21 protein-coding genes are annotated in these 19,041 nt (G+C 66.7%); 9 read left to right on the forward strand and 12 right to left on the reverse strand.

Features of this window, described 5'->3' with window-relative positions; translation table 11 throughout:
• Positions 1–9: 9 nt before the first annotated feature.
• Entirely contained in the window at positions 10–741 is a 732-nt protein-coding gene (locus GO308_RS02080) for a class I SAM-dependent methyltransferase (RefSeq protein ID WP_240883664.1), read from the reverse strand.
• A 91-nt stretch (positions 742–832) separates the two neighbouring features.
• On the opposite strand from GO308_RS02080, the gene mutM reads away from it, so the two are divergent.
• The 3 genes from mutM (at position 833) to dnaA (ending at position 3,919) form a co-directional block, all read left to right on the forward strand.
• Positions 833–1,645, forward strand: a complete 813-nt coding sequence (mutM, locus tag GO308_RS02085) for a bifunctional DNA-formamidopyrimidine glycosylase/DNA-(apurinic or apyrimidinic site) lyase (RefSeq protein WP_240883665.1) — start codon at positions 833–835, stop codon at positions 1,643–1,645.
• 110 nt (positions 1,646–1,755) lie between these two features.
• The gene (rpsT, locus tag GO308_RS02090; RefSeq protein ID WP_066481908.1) at positions 1,756–2,019 is read left to right on the forward strand and encodes a 30S ribosomal protein S20; all 264 of its coding nucleotides are present in this window, start codon (positions 1,756–1,758) and stop codon (positions 2,017–2,019) included.
• Positions 2,020–2,470: 451 nt separating this feature from the next.
• Entirely contained in the window at positions 2,471–3,919 is a 1,449-nt protein-coding gene (dnaA, locus tag GO308_RS02095) for a chromosomal replication initiator protein DnaA (RefSeq protein WP_240883666.1), read from the forward strand.
• A gap of 12 nt (positions 3,920–3,931) precedes the next feature.
• Here dnaA and GO308_RS02100 read toward each other — a convergent pair whose 3' ends face one another.
• From GO308_RS02100 to GO308_RS02130, 7 genes are all read right to left on the reverse strand, one after another.
• Positions 3,932–4,663 (reverse strand): hypothetical protein, encoded by a 732-nt coding sequence (locus GO308_RS02100; protein WP_066481909.1) that lies wholly within the window; start codon positions 4,661–4,663, stop codon positions 3,932–3,934.
• Positions 4,660–5,385 carry an alpha/beta hydrolase gene (locus GO308_RS02105; protein ID WP_240883667.1) on the reverse strand — a complete coding sequence of 242 codons (726 nt, stop codon included), beginning with the start codon at positions 5,383–5,385 and terminating at the stop codon, positions 4,660–4,662. The genes GO308_RS02100 and GO308_RS02105 overlap by 4 nt, the downstream gene beginning before the upstream one ends.
• A gap of 27 nt (positions 5,386–5,412) precedes the next feature.
• A complete protein-coding gene (locus GO308_RS02110; protein WP_231726100.1) occupies positions 5,413–6,312 on the reverse strand; it encodes an alpha/beta hydrolase in 900 nt (299 codons plus the stop codon).
• Positions 6,309–6,518 carry a helix-turn-helix transcriptional regulator gene (locus GO308_RS02115; protein ID WP_066481914.1) on the reverse strand — a complete coding sequence of 70 codons (210 nt, stop codon included), beginning with the start codon at positions 6,516–6,518 and terminating at the stop codon, positions 6,309–6,311. Before GO308_RS02115 ends, GO308_RS02110 begins: the two co-directional genes overlap by 4 nt.
• Positions 6,515–6,928, reverse strand: a complete 414-nt coding sequence (locus GO308_RS02120; RefSeq protein ID WP_240883668.1) for a hypothetical protein — start codon at positions 6,926–6,928, stop codon at positions 6,515–6,517. Before GO308_RS02120 ends, GO308_RS02115 begins: the two co-directional genes overlap by 4 nt.
• A 93-nt stretch (positions 6,929–7,021) precedes the next feature.
• The gene (locus tag GO308_RS02125) at positions 7,022–7,276 is read right to left on the reverse strand and encodes a DUF6356 family protein (RefSeq protein WP_066481919.1); all 255 of its coding nucleotides are present in this window, start codon (positions 7,274–7,276) and stop codon (positions 7,022–7,024) included.
• On the reverse strand, positions 7,273–8,700 hold the full coding sequence (locus GO308_RS02130; protein WP_240883669.1) for a Mur ligase family protein: 1,428 nt from the start codon (positions 8,698–8,700) through the stop codon (positions 7,273–7,275). Before GO308_RS02130 ends, GO308_RS02125 begins: the two co-directional genes overlap by 4 nt.
• 64 nt (positions 8,701–8,764) lie before the next feature.
• Between GO308_RS02130 and GO308_RS02135 the strand changes: the two genes are divergently transcribed.
• From GO308_RS02135 to infC, 5 genes are all read left to right on the forward strand, one after another.
• The gene (locus tag GO308_RS02135) at positions 8,765–9,580 is read left to right on the forward strand and encodes an LD-carboxypeptidase (protein ID WP_240883670.1); all 816 of its coding nucleotides are present in this window, start codon (positions 8,765–8,767) and stop codon (positions 9,578–9,580) included.
• A gap of 13 nt (positions 9,581–9,593) precedes the next feature.
• Complete coding sequence (locus tag GO308_RS02140; RefSeq protein ID WP_240883671.1) at positions 9,594–10,100, forward strand: YdeI/OmpD-associated family protein; 507 nt, start codon at positions 9,594–9,596, stop codon at positions 10,098–10,100.
• Positions 10,101–10,301: 201 nt separating this feature from the next.
• On the forward strand, positions 10,302–12,290 hold the full coding sequence (thrS, locus tag GO308_RS02145; protein ID WP_066481929.1) for a threonine--tRNA ligase: 1,989 nt from the start codon (positions 10,302–10,304) through the stop codon (positions 12,288–12,290).
• A 9-nt stretch (positions 12,291–12,299) separates the two neighbouring features.
• Complete coding sequence (locus GO308_RS02150) at positions 12,300–12,869, forward strand: Uma2 family endonuclease (RefSeq protein ID WP_066481930.1); 570 nt, start codon at positions 12,300–12,302, stop codon at positions 12,867–12,869.
• Positions 12,870–12,973: 104 nt separating this feature from the next.
• Positions 12,974–13,510 carry a translation initiation factor IF-3 gene (gene infC / locus GO308_RS02155; RefSeq protein WP_066481932.1) on the forward strand — a complete coding sequence of 179 codons (537 nt, stop codon included), beginning with the start codon at positions 12,974–12,976 and terminating at the stop codon, positions 13,508–13,510.
• A gap of 162 nt (positions 13,511–13,672) precedes the next feature.
• Here infC and GO308_RS02160 read toward each other — a convergent pair whose 3' ends face one another.
• Genes GO308_RS02160 through GO308_RS02170 form a run of 3 tightly spaced genes read right to left on the reverse strand, consistent with a single transcriptional unit; the run spans position 13,673 to position 17,050 of the window.
• Positions 13,673–13,870: a hypothetical protein gene (locus tag GO308_RS02160; protein WP_066481935.1), complete on the reverse strand. Its 198-nt coding sequence runs from the start codon at positions 13,868–13,870 to the stop codon at positions 13,673–13,675.
• Positions 13,867–14,247, reverse strand: a complete 381-nt coding sequence (locus GO308_RS02165) for a VOC family protein (RefSeq protein ID WP_240883672.1) — start codon at positions 14,245–14,247, stop codon at positions 13,867–13,869. Before GO308_RS02165 ends, GO308_RS02160 begins: the two co-directional genes overlap by 4 nt.
• Positions 14,248–14,290: 43 nt before the next feature.
• Positions 14,291–17,050, reverse strand: a complete 2,760-nt coding sequence (locus GO308_RS02170) for a [protein-PII] uridylyltransferase (protein WP_240883673.1) — start codon at positions 17,048–17,050, stop codon at positions 14,291–14,293.
• 152 nt (positions 17,051–17,202) lie between these two features.
• Here GO308_RS02170 and GO308_RS02175 point away from each other — a divergent pair, with 152 nt between their 5' ends.
• Positions 17,203–18,333 carry a hypothetical protein gene (locus GO308_RS02175; protein WP_240883674.1) on the forward strand — a complete coding sequence of 377 codons (1,131 nt, stop codon included), beginning with the start codon at positions 17,203–17,205 and terminating at the stop codon, positions 18,331–18,333.
• 54 nt (positions 18,334–18,387) lie between these two features.
• On the opposite strand, the gene GO308_RS02180 is transcribed toward GO308_RS02175, so the two are convergent.
• The gene (locus GO308_RS02180; protein ID WP_240883675.1) at positions 18,388–18,984 is read right to left on the reverse strand and encodes a hypothetical protein; all 597 of its coding nucleotides are present in this window, start codon (positions 18,982–18,984) and stop codon (positions 18,388–18,390) included.
• Positions 18,985–19,041 lie beyond the last annotated feature (57 nt).

Here is a 19,041-nt window from a genome sequence, read left to right on the forward strand (position 1 = left end):
GTCGGGGCATCAGATCTTCCAGCCGCTGTGGATCGCGACCAGCCCGCCCATGATCGGTTCGACCCGGGTGCGCACGAACCCGGCCTCGCCGATCATCGCTTCGAACCGCGCCATGTCGGGAAAGCGCCGAATCGATTCGACGAGGTAGCGATAGCTGTCCTCGTCACGCGCGATCCATTTGCCCAGCCGGGGCACGAGATGGTGCGAATAGGCGTCGTAGACATCGGCGAAGCCGGGCCATTCGACCGTCGAGAATTCCAGGCAGAAAAACCGCCCGCCGCGGCGCAGCACGCGATGCGCCTCGCGCAGCGCGGCGGGGATGTCGGTCACGTTGCGGATGCCGAACGCGATCGTATAGGCGTCGAAGAAGCGGTCGGGGAAATCGAGGACCTCGGCATTGGCTTCGGTCCACACCAGCCCGTCGAGCCCGCGTTCGGCCGCGCGCTGCATGCCGACTTCCAGCATCGCCGGGTTGATGTCGGCAACCGTCACCGATGCGCCGGATGCGGCGATGCGAAACGCGATGTCGCCGGTGCCGCCCGCCATGTCGAGCACCTGTTCGCCCGCGCGCGGCTTCAGCCGGCGGACGAACTGGTCCTTCCAGATCCGGTGCATCCCCGCCGACATCGCATCGTTCATCACGTCATACCGGCGCGCGACATTGGCGAACACCTCGCCGACGCGCGCGGTCTTTTCCTCGGGGGTGACGTCTTGATAGCCGAAGGAAACGGTGTCGGGCATATGCGCGGTGTCACTCGATAGGCTGCGGGGCTGCGGCGTGCTGTAGCCAAGGGTTGAGCCGGGGGCAAACGCCGCCTAGGTCGGATCGGACATGCCAGAGCTTCCCGAAGTCGAAACGACCGTCCGCGGCTTGCGTCCGGTGCTGGAGGGGCGGCGGATCGCCCGTATCGTCGCGCACCGCCCCGACCTGCGCCGGCCGATTCCGGCGGATCTGGGCCAGCGGCTGACCGGCGCGGAGGTGATCGCGATCCGGCGCCGCGCCAAATATGGCCTGATCGACACCGATCGCGGCGACACGCTGGTCTTTCATCTGGGTATGTCCGGGCGGTGGCGACTCGACCCGTCCGAGCATCTGGCGCACGACCATCTGGTCGTCGACACCGATGCCGGCCGCCGTCTGGCGCTCAACGATCCGCGCCGGTTCGGCTCGCTCGACCTGATCGAGACCGCGCGCGTCGACACGCTGCCGGGACTGGCGGGGCTGGGTCCCGAACCGCTGGGCCCGGCCTTCGATGCCGACCATTTGCGCGCCACGTTGAACGGCCGCATCGCGCCGATCAAGGCGATGCTGCTCGATCAGCGTGTCGTGGCGGGACTGGGCAACATCTATGTTTGCGAGGCACTGCATCTGGCCCGGATTTCGCCGATTCGCGGCGCCGGGACGCTGTCGCGCGCGGCCCATGTTCGGCTGGTCGCGGCGATCCGCGATGTCCTCAACGCCGCGATCGAGGCCGGCGGATCATCGCTGCGCGATTACGCGCGCCCCGATGGCGAGCTCGGCTATTTTTCCAAACAGTGGCGGGTCTATGGGCGCGAGGGTGAGGCCTGTTCGTGCGGCGCGGCGGTCGCGCGCCGCGTCGATTCGGGGCGATCGACCTTCTGGTGCACGCGCTGTCAGCGGTAACCGGGCGCGGTCGGTTGACCGCGCGGGGGGAAGTCGTTAAGGGCCCCGGTTTCCGGAGCACGGGATAACCCTGCGCTTCTTGCCCATCAGATCAGGACTTCGAGGACGGCATGGCGAATACGCCGCAGGCGAAAAAGCGTATCCGGCGCAACGAACGGCGCACGGAAATCAACGGGGCGCGCGTCAGCCGCATCCGTACCTATGTGAAGAAGGTCGAGCTGGCCCTGGCGACCGGGGACAAGGCCGCCGCCACTGCGGCGCTCGCGGCGGTCCAGCCCGAGCTCGCGCGCGGGGTCGCGAAGGGCGTGCTCCACCGCAACACCGCGTCGCGCAAGTTTTCGCGGCTGACCAAGCGCGTGACCGCGCTCGCCTGAACCGCCACAGGTTTTTGAAAGACAGCGCCCTGCCGGAGAGTCCGGCGGGGCGCTTTCTTGCGTCCGGTGCAGCCGCGCCCGACGGGAATCGCCGTCGATTTGTGAATTGCGCGTGAAACCGCGAGTCGTGCGTGATTTGCTGGCTTGGTGGGCGCTAAGTCACTGAAATAAAGCAGTTAAACTTTTTATCTCGCTGCAAGTCCCGGCTATCCGATGTCAACCGGATTATTTCACTTTCTTGACATTCGCGGCTCTTGCTCGACTCGCAAAACCACCTCTAAACAACCTCTCCGGCCACCGACTCTGGTGACCAGATTGCGTTAGTTTTGTGAAAACAGGCGGATCGTGATTCCGGCTGTGGGGGGTTGTTGACCAATAAATAATCGACGGGCGGAGCCCTGCGCTTCGGTCGAGGGAGAGGTGCGTTCGCGTGACGGGATACCGCAATACGGTGAAGACTGAACCGGACGATACGCGGCCCGCGGCGTCGCCGGCGGAAGCGTGGGCGCAGGTGCGCCGCAACCTGCGTGCCCAGGCCGGCGCGCGCCTGTTCGATCAATGGCTGAAGCCCGCCGTGCTGGTCGGCGGCGATGCGGATCATGTTCGGCTGGGCCTGCCGTCGGCGTTCATGACCAACTGGGTCCGCAACCATTATGCGGATCGCATCCTTCACGAGTTCCGCGCCGCGCTCCCCGGGGTGCGTTCGGTCACGATCGACACGGTGACGGCGCCGGCGACACGCATCCTCTCGGTCGACGACGAACCGCGCGCCGCCGTAGCGGTCGTGCCGCTCGCCGCGCCGTCGGGCGGAACCGACACGCCGCGTGCCGTCGTCGAGGCGCTGGTCGGCGACGATGTTCGTGCGCAAAGTGCCGAGCGCGCGCCGTTCGATCCGCGCTTCACCTTCGACCGCTATGTCACCGACGCGTCGAACCGCGTTGCGTTCAACGCGGCACAGGCGCTGGCCGAACCGGGGCGTCCGCGCTTCAGCCCGCTCTATCTCCACAGCGCGACGGGGCAGGGCAAGACGCACCTGATGCACGCGATCGGCCACGCCTTTCTGGCGGCGAACCCCGACGCGACCGCGATCTACATGCCCGCCGAACGCTTCATGTTCGAATTCGTCCAGGCGATGCGCGCGCGCGATACCTTTGCGTTCAAGTCGCGGCTGCGGTCGGCCGACCTGCTGATGATCGACGACCTGCAGTTCATCGCGGGCAAGGACGCGACGCAGGAAGAATTCTTCCACACCGTCAACGAATATATGGCGGCGGGCAAACGACTGGTGGTCGCCGCCGACCGCAGCCCGCAGAATCTGGACGGCGTCGAGCCGCGGTTGCTCAGCCGGCTGGGGTCGGGCCTGGTCGCCGACATCAAGCCGCCCGAGCTGGCGCTGCGCCACGCGATCCTGCGCCGCAAGCTGGCCGACATGCCCGGCGCGCAGGTGCCGCAGGAGGTGCTCGACCTGCTCGCCGAGCGGCTGGTCAACAGCGTGCGCGAGCTGGAAGGCGCGCTCAACCGGTTGGTCGCCTATGCCCAGCTCATCAACGAGCCGGTGACGATGGATTTCGCGCTGGCGACGCTGGGCGAGGTGCTGAAGGGCGCGCAGCGGCGCATCACGATCGACGAGATCCAGCGCGCGGTGTCGACGCATTTCGACGTCAAGCAGCTCGACCTGATTTCCGCGCGGCGCGCGGTGGCGATCGCGCGCCCGCGCCAGATCGCGATGTATCTTGCCAAGCGGCTGACCACCCGGTCGCTGCCCGAGATCGGGCGCAAGTTCGGCAATCGCGACCATTCGACCGTGATCCACGCGGTCCGCCGGATCGAGGAACTGCGCGGCCGCGACAATGAGATCGACGGCGCGGTCAAGATCCTGCTGCGCAAGCTCGAAGGGTAGGGGGACGCGCGCTCAGTTGAACTGGGCGAGCGCGGCGCGCGCGGCGGTGGCGACCGCGCCGTCCCCGCCCAGGCGCGCTGCGGATTGCCACGCGGCGATCGCCCCCGACTGATCGCCGCGCAGCGCCGCGATATTGCCGGCTTCGAGCTGGACCGATGCGTCGTCGGGCGCGCGCTGCATCGCTTCGGCGATATCGGTCGCGGCGCGGTTCAGGTCGCCGCCCCGCCGTGCCAGTGTGGCCGAAAGCAGCCAGGCGAGCGGGTCGGCCGGGGCATGGCGCAGCGCCAGATCGAGATCGCCGCGCGCGCCGGTCGCGTCGCCCGCCGCCGCCAGGATGCGCGCACGGTCCAGATGCGCCTCGCCCAGCGCCTGCCCGGTCAGCGTCCCCGCCGCCAGCGCCGCGTCGAGTGCACCGCGCGCCCGGGCGACGTTGCCGGCGGCGAGCCAGGCATTGCCCGCCTGTGCCCAGTAATTGGCGGTGCGCGGTTCGCGGACGCGCTCGGCGGCGCGGGCCGCTTCCTCGAATGCCTCGCCCGCCGCCGCCCAGCGCTGCTGCGCGGCATAAGCAAGGCCGAGGCACTGGCGCGCCAGATAGCCGCCGCCCGCCAGCGACCAGCTCGTCGCGGTTGCGACGCCGGCCAGCGGATCGTCGACCGCTTGATCGATGCAGCGGTCATATTCGGCCTGAAGCTGCGGCCCGGCCGGCGCGGACTGGAGCAGGAGGAGCAGGAACAGGGCGGTCATCGGGGGCGGCTCACATGTTCGATCGCGCGCAGGATCAGGTCGATGTCCTGCGGGCGCGACAATCGGTGGTCGCCATCCTTGACCAGCCACGTCTGCACATCGGCTGAACGCAGCTTTGCGGCCAGGTCGACGCTGCGCGTCCAGGGCACATCATCGTCGCGCTGGCCGTGGATCAGGCGGACGGGCGCGTCGATCGGCACGGTGCCGAACGCGATCCGATTGGCCTCGCCCGAGGTCCAGAAGGCGCGCGTCGTCACCATCGGCTGATCGGAGTAGGGCGTCGGGCGCGCGATCCGCCCTTCGGCCAGGATGCGCATCTTCTCATCCGCAGTGAAGCCCCAGTCGGTGAAGTCGGGCGCGGCGGCGATGCCAACCAGCCCGGCGACGCGATCGGGCCGGTCACGCGCGACCAACAGCATGATCCAGCCGCCCATCGACGATCCGACCAGCACCACCGGCCCGCTCAGCACCCGGTCGACCATCATCAGCGCATCGTCGCGCCAGCCGGCCAGCGTCTGATCCTCGAACGCGCCTTCGCTCTCGCCGCAGCCGGCATAGTCGAAGCGCAGGAAGGCGCGGCCCGTCGCCTGCGCCCAGGCCTCGATCGCCAGCGCCTTCGACCCGCTCATGTCGGAGGCATAGCCGGGCAGGAACAGGATCGTCGGCCCGGCACCGGGGGTGTGGCGATAGGCGAGGCGCGGGGGATCGACGGGTGCAGTCATGGCGCCAGCCTTAGCCGAGCGCGCGGCTCAGGGCTTCAGGAAATCATCCACTGCTGCCCGGAAGCGTTCGGGCTGGTCGAGCATGATGAAGTGATAGCTGTCGTCGATCGGCACCAGCGTGGCCGGCGACCCGGCATATTCACGCTCCCACAGCACCTTCGCCATCGGTCCCGCGCCGGTCGCGTAGAGGATGGTGAAGGGGCGGGCGGTGACCTTGCCCAGTTCGGGTCGCAGGTCGGTCACGACATCCTCATACAATGCCTGGGCGACGACGCGGGGATCGGCCTTTCGGCCCCAATTGGCGACCTGAATGCGGCCTGCGGCGTTGTTGGACCAGATGCCGCCGGGGTCGCTGGTCACCGGCGCGGCGGCCGCGGCGGCGTTGGCGGCGGCAAGCGTGCCGGCGCGCATCTGTTCGGCGGCGGGGCGGATGGTTTCCGCGGTCGCGCCAGGCATCATCAGCGCACCGAAAAAGGGCAGGCTGTCGACGACCATGATCCGGCCGGCCACGCCTGGATGGCGCGCGCCGACCATCATCGCGACAACGCCGCCCAGCGAGTGGCCGATGATCGCTGGCTTTTCCAGCTTCTCGCGCTTGGCATAAGCGACGATGTCGCGGACCACGCCGTCGATCACGCCGGGCGAGAGGTTCTTGCCGGGATCGTCGCCGCCAAAGCCGTTGACCTGGACAAGCAACACCCGGTGCCGCTTGGCGAGGTCGGGTACGATCCCGTCCCAGACTTCACGCGGGCTGGCGAGGCCGGGGACAAGGATCACCGGGCTGCCGCTGCCGACCGAGACGATCGAGATGTGATCCATGCGCAATTCGGCGGCGGAGGTGGCGGCCGTCTGTGGCGGCACCGGCTCGGCAAACGCCGCGGCGGGAAATGCGAACAGCATGGCGGCGGCGCATAGCGGCTTGATCACGGCAGTGGCTCCTTGGCGGGATTGATGAAGATCTGTTCGATCGAGAGTTCGAAAATGTCGGCGATGCGGAAGGCGAGCGGCAGCGACGGATCGTAACGCCCTGTCTCGATCGCATTGACGCTCTGGCGCGAGACCTGGAGCCGGTCGGCCAGTTCCTGCTGGCTCCAGCCACGCTCGGCGCGCAGCGTGCGCAGATGGTTGTTCACTCAGGCCGTCCGGTGCGGTCCCGCAGCCAGGGCACCGTCTGGCCGATGACCAGGCCGACGCACCATAAGGGAAATGCGAGATGGCGCGGGCGGACGGGCACCATGCCGGTGTCCTCGACGAACGCCCACACCGTCATCACCGCCAACAGCAGCGCGGTGGCGAACAGCATGGCCTGGACCATGCGCATCCGGATGAACTCGTCGGATTGCTCGACCACCCACATCGCCATCGCCCAGATCACCGCGACGATCGCCAGCGCGGGCAGGGCGGCGAGCGCGAGCAGCGCCACACCCTGCGGCTGGAAGCGGTCGATCACGAAATTGCTGCCGATCAGCAGCACGACATAGGCGGTCATGCTGGGCATGAAGCGACGCATGTAGCGGCGCTGAGTCTCGGCAGGCGAAAACATGGCAAGGCTCCAGATGACAAGGACGCTTTACGACAAGCGTCCTTTCCATGTCAAGGGAGCTTTCCATACGCGGTCTAACCCGCGCCGGCCGCCTCAAATCACGTAATCGACCGTCTTCATCTCGGTCTGTGCGGCGCGCTTGGCCTCGCGTTTGGCGACCAGGCGGGCGTTGAGGGTGGCGATGGTCTGGCTGCCGGTGCGCTGGAACACGGCGGGGACGACCGCGTGGACCAGGCAGGCGAGGCCGCCCGCGATCATCGTCAGGCCAAAGCCGGCGGCGACGCCGAAATGTTCGGCATAGCTTTCGCCGACGCTGTCGGGATGGTCGAGGAACAGGCGGCGGATCATCGGCGGTTCTCCGGGTCGGATGCGGCGCGCGCGGCGAGTTGATCGACCATCCGCGCGGCGAGCAGGCTCAGTGTATCGTCGCGCGCGCCCATGATGACAATCCGGTCGCCGGGCCGGGCGAGGTCGACGAGCAGGGCGGCGGCGGCGTCGCGGTCGGCGACATGGCGGGCGTCGCGGCCGGCGCGGGCGATGTCGGCGACCAGATCGGCGCTGGTCACCTCGCGGCTGACGGTGCCGCCCTGATAGACCGGATCGGGCAGGACAAGCCGGTCGTCGGCACGCAGCTCGGCGGTGAACATCTGGGCAAGTTCAGCACGCATCACCTTGAGCGGGCCATAGCCGTGCGGCTGGAACATCAGTAGCAAGCGGCCGGGAAAGGCGTGGAGCGTGGCCAGCGTCGCGGCGATCTTGTCCGGGTTGTGGCCGAAATCGTCGATGACCGCGACGCCGTTTGCCTCGCCGACCAGCTCGAAGCGGCGTTTCAGGCCGGCAAAGCCTTCGATCGCTTGCGCAGCGGCGTCCGGTGCGACGCCTGCCGCGATCGCGGCGGCAATCGCGGTCAGCGCATTGGCGACATTGTGCGCGCCGGGGACGGCCAGCCGGACGCGACGGAGGTGCTTGCCGCGCAGGCCCAGATCGAAGGCGATCGCGAAGGGTTCGGGGGCGAGATTGCTCGCCGCGACATCGGCAGGTCGATTGATGCCGGTGGTGGTCAGCCGGTCGAGCGGCACGCGGGTCGACAGCGCGGCGGCCTCCGCATTGTCGAGGTTGACGATCGCCTGGGTCGCGCGCGCGACGAAGCCGCCGAACAGCGCGCGCAGCTCGTCGACCGATTTATGGTCGAGGCTCAGATTGTTGAGCACCGCGATTTGCGGCGTGTAGTGCGCGATCGATCCGTCGCTTTCGTCGACTTCGCTGACGAAGGCGGGGCCGTGCCCGACCAAGGCGCTGGCGAAAGGCGCGCGCGGATCGGCGAAATTCTTCATCACCGCGCCGTTCATCACCGTCGGGTCGGCGCCAACGCTGTGCAGGATCCAGCCGATCATGCCTGTCACGGTCGATTTGCCGCTGGTGCCCGCGATCCCGATCGGTAGCGCGGCGTCGTTGAATAATTGCGCCAGCAGTTCGGGGCGGCGCATCACCCGCGCGCCGATCCGCCCGGCTGCGACCATGTCGGGCACGTCGTCCTCAACCGCGGCCGAGGCGATGACGAGCTGATCGGGCGAGGTAACCCCGCTGCCGTCCTGGGGGTGGAGCGCGATGCCGAGCGTGCGCAGCGCGTCGAACTTGGCGGGCACGCGGCCCTGGTCGAGCGCGCGGTCCGATCCCGCCACCGTCATGCCGCGCGCCGCCAGGATCATCGCGAGCGGCATCATGCCGCTGCCGCCGATGCCGACCAGAAAACATGATTTGCGGTTGTCCATCCGCCCGCGCTATCCCCGCTTTCACCGGACGGGGCAAGGGAGCAGCGAAGATGCGGGACGAAGCGTGCGGATCGGCGTAGTCGCCCCGGCGCGCCCGATCGAGGAAGTCGTCGCCTCGCGCGTCAAGGCGCTGGGCGCGCTGATCCACCCGGACGTCGGAATCGATTTCCACCCGCAATGCTTTGCCTCCGACGGGCATTTCGCGGGCGCGGACGGCACGCGCGCGGCCGCGTTCCTGGAATTCGCCAATGACAGCGGGTTCGACGCGATCTGGTTCGCGCGCGGCGGCTATGGCTCCAACCGCATCCTCGCCAGCGTGATGCCGCAATTGTCCGCCGCCGCGCGGCACAAGACCTATCTGGGCTATTCGGACATGGGGTTCCTGCTCGCGGCGCTCTATGCCCGGCGCATCGGACAGCCGGTCCACGGCCCGATGACCGCCGACATCAATCGTGACGATCAGGGCGCGTGCGCGGCGCGCGCGCTGGGCTGGCTGGTCAGGCGCGACCGCGCGGCGCTGGAACCGTCGGTCGCCGACCGGCCGGTCGCGGCGTTCAACCTGTCGATCCTGGCGGCGTTGATCGGCACGCAATGGCTGCCCGACCTGGCCGACCATGTGCTGATGGTCGAGGAAGTCGGCGAGCCGCTGTATCGCATCGATCGCATGCTGTTCCAGATGGCCAACGCCACCCAGCTGAAAGGGCTGGCGGGCGTGCGGCTGGGGACGGTCAACGACGTCCAGGCGAACGATCCGCCCTGGGGCGAGGCGCTGGAGGCGATGATCACGCGCTGGTGCGGCGACCTGGGCGTGCCGTATCTCGGGCGCGCGGAAATCGGGCATGCCGCCAGCAACCGGGTGGTGCCGTTCGGGCTGGTGTGAGCGCGCCTTCGCGATGTCGATCTATCCCCATGAATTTGAAGGCGAGGTGGTCGAGCACTGGCTGGGCACGATGCGCTACACCGTCATCTTCCTGCCCGATGAGATTGCCGCCACGCTGCCCTTTGCCGGCAATCCGCGCCTGCGCTTTTCGGGCGAGGTGGGCGATCACGAGATCGCCGCCGCGTGGCAGCCGGTGCGCGGGCGTTGGTATGCGATGCTGTCGAAGCCGTTGCTGAAGGCAACGGGCCTTGGCATCGGCGACGTGACCACGGTGCGCTTTCGGGTCGAGCCGCAGGAGAGTGTCGACCGCGTGGCCGAGCTGGAGGCGGTGCTGGACGCCGACGCGGCGTTGCGGGCGGCGTGGGGCGCGCTGTCGCCCGGTTTCCGGCGCGGCCAGACCCACCGGTTGATCCAGGCGAAGACCGCGCCGACCCGGTCGAAGCGGCTGGGCGAGATCGTCGCGGCGTTGAAGGGCGAGGCGGACTGGGTCGCGCCACCCAAGCGGACGTCGAAGGGGTAGGCTGGCCGGTTCTACCCATGGCACGGACCATCAGTTGACCCACCCGCGCATCCTGAGTAGCCGCTGAGCGCAGGCGAAGTGGCGTATCGAAGGACACAGAGCGCATGCGCGTCCTTCGATACGGGCCTTCGCCAGGCTCAGTCCCTACTCAGGATGAGCGGGAACACCTATTTTTCTTTTCCATTGAGCAAAGAGCACCCCATGTCCGAGATGTTCACGATCACGCTGCCCGACGGTTCCGCCCGCCAGGTCGCGCCGGGGACTACCCCCGCGGACATCGCCGCCGCGATCGGGCCGGGGCTGGCCAAGGCGGCGCTGGCGGCGCGGGTCGATGGCGAGCTGCGCGACATCGGCCGGCCGTTCGAGGGCGATGCGGCGCTGGCGCTGGTGACCGCGCGCGATGAGGCGGATGCGCTCGAACTGGTGCGCCACGACTATGCGCATGTGCTGGCGGAAGCAGTGCAGAACCTGTTTCCGGGCACGCAGATCACGTTCGGCCCCTCGACCGACGATGGGTTCTATTACGACTTCGCGCCCAAGGATCGGCCGTTTACCGAGGACGACCTGCCGGCGATCGAGGCCGAGATGCGCGCGATCATCGCGCGCGACGAGGCGCTGGTGCGCGAGGTGTGGCAGCGCGACGAGCTGATCGCGCTGTGGCGCGAACAGGGCGAGACGTTCAAGGCCGAATGGGCGGCGGAATTGCCCGAGGACGAGGAGCTGACCGTCTATCGCGCCGGCAAGTGGCTCGACATGTGCCGCGGCCCGCATCTGGCCAGCACGGGCAAGCTCGACAGCCAAGCGTTCAAGCTGATGCGTGTGTCGGGCGCCTATTGGCGCGGCGACCAGAAGAACGCGCAGCTGTCGCGCATCTACGGCACCGGCTGGCTCAACAAGAAGCAGCTCGACCAGCACCTGACCCGGCTGGAGGAAGCCGCCAAGCGCGACCACCGCAAGCTGGGGCAGGAAATGGACCTGTTCCATTTGCAACAAGAAGCGCATGGCAGCGTGTTCTGGCACCCCAAGGGTTATCTGATCTGGCGCGAGCTGGAGGCCTATATGCGCCGCGCGATCGACGCGGCCGGCTATCGCGAGGTCAAGACGCCGCAGGTGATGGACGCGCGCCAGTGGGAACAGTCGGGCCACTGGGGCAAGTATCGCGAGAACATGTTCGTCATCCCCGACGAAGTGCCCAATGTCGACGATGACGGGCCGATCGTGTCGAACGATGCCGAGTGGATGGCGCTGAAGCCGATGAATTGCCCGGCGCATGTCCTGATTTTCCGGCAGGGCATCAAGTCGTACCGTGATTTGCCGCTGCGGCTGTACGAGAATGGCTGCTGCCACCGCAACGAGCCGCACGGCGCGCTGCATGGGCTGATGCGCGTGCGCCAGTTCACACAGGACGACGCGCATATCTTTTGCCGCGAGGACCAGATCGTCGCGGAGGTGCAGGCCTTCTGCCAGCTGGCCGACCGCATCTACCGCGATTTCGGCTTCACCTATTCGATCAAGCTGGCGTTGCGGCCCGACAAAAGGTTCGGGTCCGACGAAATGTGGGACAAGGCCGAGGCGGAACTGCGCGATGCTGTCGTGCGCGCTGGTCTTGCCACCGAGCAATATGGCTGGGAGGAGCTGCCGGGCGAAGGCGCGTTCTATGCGCCCAAGCTCGAATGGCACCTGACCGACGCGATCGGGCGGACGTGGCAGGTCGGCACGATCCAGTCCGACCGGGTGCTGCCCGAGCGGCTCGACGCCAGCTATGTCGGCGAGGATGGCGAGCGCCACCGCCCGGTGATGCTCCACCGCGCGATCTTTGGCAGCTATGAACGCTTCATCGGCATCCTGATCGAGCATTTTGCGGGCAAGCTGCCGGCATGGCTTGCCCCGGTTCAGGCAGTGGTGGCGACGATCGTGTCCGACGCGGACGATTACGCCCGCGAAGTCGAAGCAGCGCTGAAAGCCGCCGGCATCCGCGCCGAAGCCGATCTTCGCAACGAGAAGATCAACTACAAGGTGCGCGAGCATTCGCTGGCCAAGGTCCCCAACCTGGTCGTGGTCGGCAAGCGCGAGGCGGAAGAGCGCACGGTGGCGCTGCGCGTGCTGGGCGGCGAGGGGCAGAAGGTGATGCCGCTCGACGATCTGGTCGCGATGCTCAAGGGGGAAGCGACGCCGCCCGATCTGTGCTAGGTTTGCGGCATGACCGTCTTTCAGAACGTCAAAAAGGGCCTGATCCCCGCGCGGCTGACCGTCGCCGACGTGTATGCGCTGACCGAGTCGGGGATGTTTCGCGAAGGCGAGCGATTTGAACTGATCGACGGGGAGATTGTGCCGATGGCAGCGGCGAAAGCCAGTTGGCATTCGATCATGGAAGCCCGCCTGACGCGTTTCCTGGCGCGGAACCTGCCGGATCAATTCGCCGTGTATCCCGCGCCGTCGATCACACTATCGGAAACGCGGCTGGTCGAACCTGATCTGGTGGTGCTGCCGAGCGGCGCCATGACGCAGCACATGCGCGGCCCGGATCTCGTTCTGACCATTGAAGTCGCGGACAGCTCGCTTGCCTATGATCTGCAAGTAAAGTCACGGCTCTACGCGGAAGCCGGCGTGCGCGAATATTGGGTGGTCGATGCGGTGCGCCAGACGATCCGGGTCCACCGCGCGCCCGACGGCGGCGTCTATGGCGATGTCGAGGAATATGAAGCGCACGACAGCGTCGCACCGCTGCTGTTGCCGGGCATGTTGATCCGGCTGGACACGCTCGATTGATTGCGCCACGCGCCTGATCGCAACGCACCCGCTTTGCGCTGGGCGCGTTCCGCACTATATTGTCATGATAACGGTCAACAGGAGATAACCCTATACGTCCTCCCATGTCACGGCGCCCGATGGCGCCGCCGGTCCCGATGAACGGCCCCCGGTTCAACGAATTCATCCAGTCGCCCAAGGTCCGCGTCATCGACGAGAATGGCGAGAATCTGGGCGTCATGTACACGCGCGAGGCGATGGAGCAGGCGCAGAGCGTCGGGCTCGACCTGGTCGAGGTGTCGCCCAATGCCGACCCGCCGGTCGCCAAGTTCCTGGACGTCGGCAAGTTCAAGTACGAGGCGCAGAAAAAGGCGAACCAGGCCCGCAAGTCGCAGAAGACGCAGGAGATCAAGGAGATCAAGATGCGTCCGAACATCGACGATCACGATTACGACGTGAAGATGAAGGCGATCCACAAGTTCATCGGCGAGGGCGACAAGGTCAAGGTCACGCTGCGCTTTCGCGGTCGCGAATTGTCGCACGGCCAGCTGGGCATGAAGCTGTTGCAGCGCGTGCAGGAGGACTGTGCCGAGGACGCCAAGGTCGAAGCCTATCCGCGCATGGAAGGCCGCCAGATGCTGATGGTGCTCTCGCCGAAGTAACACGGCGTTTGCCGAGAGCCCCATCCCAACCCCTCCCCTGAAGGGGAGGGGCTAGAGTGAAATGGCATTTGGTTGCACCAACCCGCTCACGCCTTACCCAGGATGAGCGGTTCCGGTTTCATCGTCGCTGTCATGCCCCGCGCTATAGGCGCACGCATTCGTTCAGTCGCAGCCGCCACCACCGCCGTCGCCGCCCGATCCGCAATCGCTGCTGCTGGTGTCGCTTGCGACCCACCCGGTGTCGCTGCCGCCCGCCTGATCGTTGCGTGCTTTGGTCTTGGCCTGTGCGCCCATGCGTGCAATGGCCGATGCGCCGAGCGCGATGAAGACAGCACCGATCGCGATCCAGAAGGCGGTCATGGCTGGGGCGGCTCCCAGAGTTCGATGGCGTTGCCTTCGGGATCGTGGATGCGGGCGAAGCGGCCGGTATCGGGGTGATCCCATTCCTCACGCGTTTCTACGGCGATGCCGGCGGCATGAAGCTGCTCGAGCAGGCTGTCGATGTCGCGCACCCGCAGGTTGATCATGAAGGCCTTGTCTGGTGCGAAATAGTCGGTGTCGGCCTTAAACGGCGCGAACACCACCGGCCCGCCTTCGGTCTGCCACGCCCAGTCGTCGCCCGCGCTGCCATCGGCGTTGCAGCCGGCGCCAATGTTCAGATGCTCGCGGTACCAGCTGTTCAGCGCGTCGGGATCGCGCGCGCGAAAGAACAGTCCGCCGATGCCAAGCACCCCCATCCGATCCGCTCCCCGCTGCCCGTCGCGGGCGAGGATACGCGGTTCAGGCGGCGTGCGCCAGATCGATGTCACCCGAAGCCGCATCGAGCAGACGGCGTTCCAGCGCCTTGAGCCGGCTCGCGCTCGTGATCTTGTCGCGCAACAGATCGGTGACATAGAAGGTGTCGACCGCGCGCTCGCCATAGGTTGCGACGTGCGCGGAATGAATCGTGACCTTCGACTGGAACAGCGCCTGCGCCAGATGGTGGAGCAGCGCGGGACGATCGCGGGCGTTCACCTCGATCACGGTGAAACGGTTCGACGCCTTGTTGTCGATCAGCACGTTGGGTTCGATCGTGAAGGCTTCCGCGCGCATCCGCACCAGCGGGCGCGCGCGCAGCCGTTCGGTCAGCTTGGCGCGATTGGCGAGCGAGTCGGCAATCGCCGTCTTCAGCCGGTCGAGCTGCGCCGGATCGCCGAACGGCCCGCCATTCAGCGGGTTCTGGACCAGGAAATTGTCGAGCGCCATGCCGGTGCGGGTGGTGTGGATGCGCGCGTCGATGATATTGCCGCCCGCCGCGTGGATCGCGCCCGCGATGCGATAGAACAGGCCGGGATGGTCGGCGGCGTGCACCGTGACGAGCGTCGCGTCGCGGTCGGGATAGACCTGGGCCTCGATCGCCAGGCTGACCGTGCCGTCGCGCGACAGCAGCCGCGCATTGCGCTCGAGCACGTCCTGAGGTTCGGCGATCCAATAGGCTTCGGGGAGCGTCGTGACATAGGTCTGGAGCTTCGCCGCGTCCCAGCCGAGCGCCTGGGCCAGCGTTTCCTGCTTGGCCAGGATCCGTTCGCTGCGGCCGCGCTGCTTGTGGCCGAGCCGGAGCACTTCCTCTGCGGATTCGTAAAGCGTGGCGAGCAGCTGGCGCTTCCACCCGTTCCACACGCCGGGGCCAACCGCGCGGATGTCGACGATGGTCAGCACCATCAGCATCATCAGCCGCTGCGGGCTCTGGACCATCTCGGCGAAGTCGAGGACGGTCTTGAAATCCGACAGGTCGCGCTTGAACGCGGTCGCCGACATCAGCAGGTGATGGCGGACCAGCCAGGCGACCGTCTCGGTCTCCGCAGGGGTCATGCCGAAGCGCGGGCACAGCCGCTCGGCGACTTCCGCACCGAGCACCGAATGGTCGCCGCCGCGCCCCTTGGCAATGTCGTGCAGCAGGACCGCGACATACAGCGCCCGGCGCGACACGATCTGGCCGATGATCCCGGTCGCAAGCGGATGGTCCTCGGCAAGTTCGCCGCGCTCGATCCGGCTGAGCAGCCCGATCGCGCGGATGGTATGCTCATCGACGGTGTAATGGTGGTACATGTCGAACTGCATCTGCGCGACGACACGGCCGAAATCAGGCACGAAACGGCCGAACACCCCGGCCTCGTTCATCGCGTGAAGCCCTTGGTCAGGTGCGCGCGGCGATGTCAGCACCTCCATGAACAGCGCGTTGGCGCGGGGATCGTCGCGGTGATCGATCAGCAACCGGGCGTCGCGCGACGCCGCGCGCATCGCCAGCGGATGGATTTCGACGCCATGTTCGACCGCGAGCGCGAACATCTCGATCAGCCGCGTGGGGTCGCGCATGAAGAAATCGTCGCTCGGGATGGCGAGCCGGCCGCGATCGAGCTTGAAGCCGCGCAGCCTGCGCGGGCTGCGCCGGAAGCTGGGCAGGCCGAAACGCGAAAAGCGCGGTGCGGCGAACTTCTCGTCGAAATGGGCGAGAAATAGCCCGGTGAGGTCGCCGACGCGCTTGGCGTGCAGGAAGTAGAGCTGCATGAAGCGTTCGACCTGCGACTTGCCGGGGCGATCGGAAAAGCGCATCCGATGCGCGATCTCGCGCTGGACGTCGAAGGTCAGCCGCTCCTCCGCGCGCCCGGAAATGGCGTGGAGATGGCCGCGCACCGCCCACAGAAAGTTCGCGGCCTGGCGGAACTGGCGATATTCCTGATCGGTCAGCAGGCCGGCGTCGACCAGTTCGGCTGCGGTGCGCACACCGAGCGCGTATTTGCCGATCCAGTACAGGGTGTGGAGGTCGCGTAGCCCGCCCTTGCCCTCCTTGACGTTGGGTTCGACGACATAGCGGCTGTCGCCCATCTTCTGATGCCGCTGGTCGCGCTCGGCCAGCTTCTGCGCCACGAAGGAGCGGACATCCGACTGGACCTCGGCGCGGAAGCGCGACGCGGCCTCGTCATAGAGCGCGGTGTCGCCCCAGACATAGCGCGCCTCCAGCAGCGCGGTGCGGATCGTCACGTCGCCGCGCGCCTGGCGGATGGTCTCGTCGAGCGAGCGCGACGAATGCCCGACGATCAGCCCCATGTCCCACAGCGCGTAGAGGATCGATTCGATCACCTGCTCGCTCCACCCGGTCTGTTTCCAGGGCGTGATGAAGCCGATGTCGACATCGGAATAGGGCGCCATCTCGCCCCGGCCGTAGCCGCCGACCGCGATCAGCACCATGCGCTCGGCCGCGGTCGGATTGGCGTTGGGATAGAGCCGGTTGACGGTGAAGTCCCACAACAGCCGCAGGATCTGGTCGACCAGGAACGCGCCAGAGGCAGCCATTTCGTGGCCGTGCGACGGTTTGGCGAGCAACCGCGCCGCGATTTCGGCCCGGCCGGCGAGCAATGCCGCCTTCAGCCTTGCGGTTGCCTGCCGACGCAGATCGGCGACATCCCGGCTTTCGAGCGCATCGAGCTGTTCCGCCACCCCGCGACGATCGATGATCGCGCGGCGATTACGGACGGACGTGAAGCGATCGGCAGCGGGCATGGTCGTGAGATAGGGGGTTCAATGGCATTCGTCACGAGGATGCCTTTCGGCGCGTAAACGCCCGCCCGCTCGCCCACGCGGCGTCCACCAATAAAGCCAAGATCGATTCCTAAATTAAGCGTTTGTTATCATTGTCTTGTCATCTTAGCGGGATGAGCGCCAGCTATCACGACGAAGACATCGACGCGGGCGTCGCCGCGGGTATTCTCTCAGTTGAGGCAGCCCAGAAATTGCGCAACCTGACGGCACGACGGCGCGGCGTGCCCCTGTCCACCGAAGAGTCCTTTCAGCTCGTGGCCGGGTTTGCGGACGTGATGACTGCAGTCGCCGTTATTTTGCTGATGGCGGGCGGCATGGCGTTCCTTCTGGCGATCATTGATCTCGCCTCATTCGCGATCCTCGCCGGTGTCGCATGGTTGCTCAGCGAGTTTCTGATTCGCAGACAAAGGCTCTTGCTGACAGCGCACGTGCTGTTTGCGTCCTTTGCGGTCGGCAGCGCGGGCACATTCTTCGCGAACGCTCAGTTTCTGCCTGGACTAAGCTGGGAAGCAGCCAGCGGTCCCGCTTCCACCGCGGCTGTCATCTCCCCGCTTCGTGGCCTGATTACGGCAGTCGGCACTAGTTTCGCATGCTGGCTGTTCTGGAGACGATTCCGGCTGCCGCTCGCCTACGCCGCTATGGTCGTCGCTGCCCTGAATGTCGTGGTCCATCTCCTGCGTATGATCGCGCCAAGCGCGCCGACGTGGATGGTGAGCTGGGTTCTGCTCGTTGCGGGCTTAACCACCTTGGCCCTCGCGATCTGGTGGGACATGTCTGATGTTCGCCGCGAGACCATTCGATCCCAGGTTGGTTTCTGGCTGCATGCTATCGCTGGGCTTGAAATTGCTAGTGCGTCGTTTCGGATGATCATCGGCGCTGGCGACCGGCCGGCGGGTTGGGAACGCTTGTATAGTCAAGACCTTGCTCATCCAGGTTTGTGGGCTGCTTTCGCAACGCTGCTATTGGCCGGCGCCTTCCTGATCCTCGCGCTTGCGATGGACCGCCGATCAATCCTGATGTCTAGCGTGATCTTCGTCTTTGTCGCGCTCAGCAGGATATTGGGCGCGGCAGGCCTGATCACATGGTCGATCAGCGCCATACTCGTCGGCGGAGCCCTCTTGATGGTAGCGACAAAGTGGATCCCGATGCGGTCATGGCTTCTCGACCGGCTTCCCGTCGCCATCCGTGCGCAACTGCCGCGCTTGAACGTGTCGCAATCGGCGACGGCTCGCCCAGTCACCTAGCCATGTTTACGCCGCCGAATCCGCCGGCGGGGTGATCCCGGCCTACGTGCCGCCTCAGGCAGCGAAGGCTTCGGGAATGAGCGAAGCGGCGCTGACGCCCTGGAGCACGGCGACGACCGACCAGTCGAACCCGGTGCTCGACCCGTCGAAATCGACTTCGAGCACCGCGCCGGCCTTGCTGTCGGTGATCCGGATGAAGCCGTTGGCGATGCCCCATGCGGTCGGGATGTCGAGGCCGTTGATGTCGAACAGGATCTTGTCGCCCTGGTCGACGGAGAAATCGGTGATCGTCACCTTGCCGTCGTGGAGCAGGAAAAAGGTATCCGCGCCGGCACCGCCACTGGCGACATTATCGCCCTGTGCCAGATCCAGCCAGTCGTTGCCGCCGCCGCCGGCCACGGAATCGTTGCCGATGCCGGTCGCGAAATAATCGTCGCCGGCCCCGCCGAACAGCCGGTCATTGCCGCCGCCGCTTCGGATGCGCAGCAGTTCGATGTTCTGGATGGTCAGGCCGGTCGACAATGAAGCGGTCGCGCCCGTGCCCAGCGCACCGGTCATGACCAGATCAGTGGTCAGTCCGCCCAGGCTGATAGTGAGCGTGTCAAAGCCGCCGCGTCCATCGACGGTTCCGGCGGCCGGGCTTTCCCACATGAGCGAATCATTGCCTTCGGTGCCGCTCAGGACGGTCGGTGAAGGCGTCGGTGTGGG

Origin of the sequence: Sphingomonas sp. SFZ2018-12, from assembly GCF_022496715.1 — a bacterium.
GTDB lineage: Bacteria > Pseudomonadota > Alphaproteobacteria > Sphingomonadales > Sphingomonadaceae > Sphingomonas.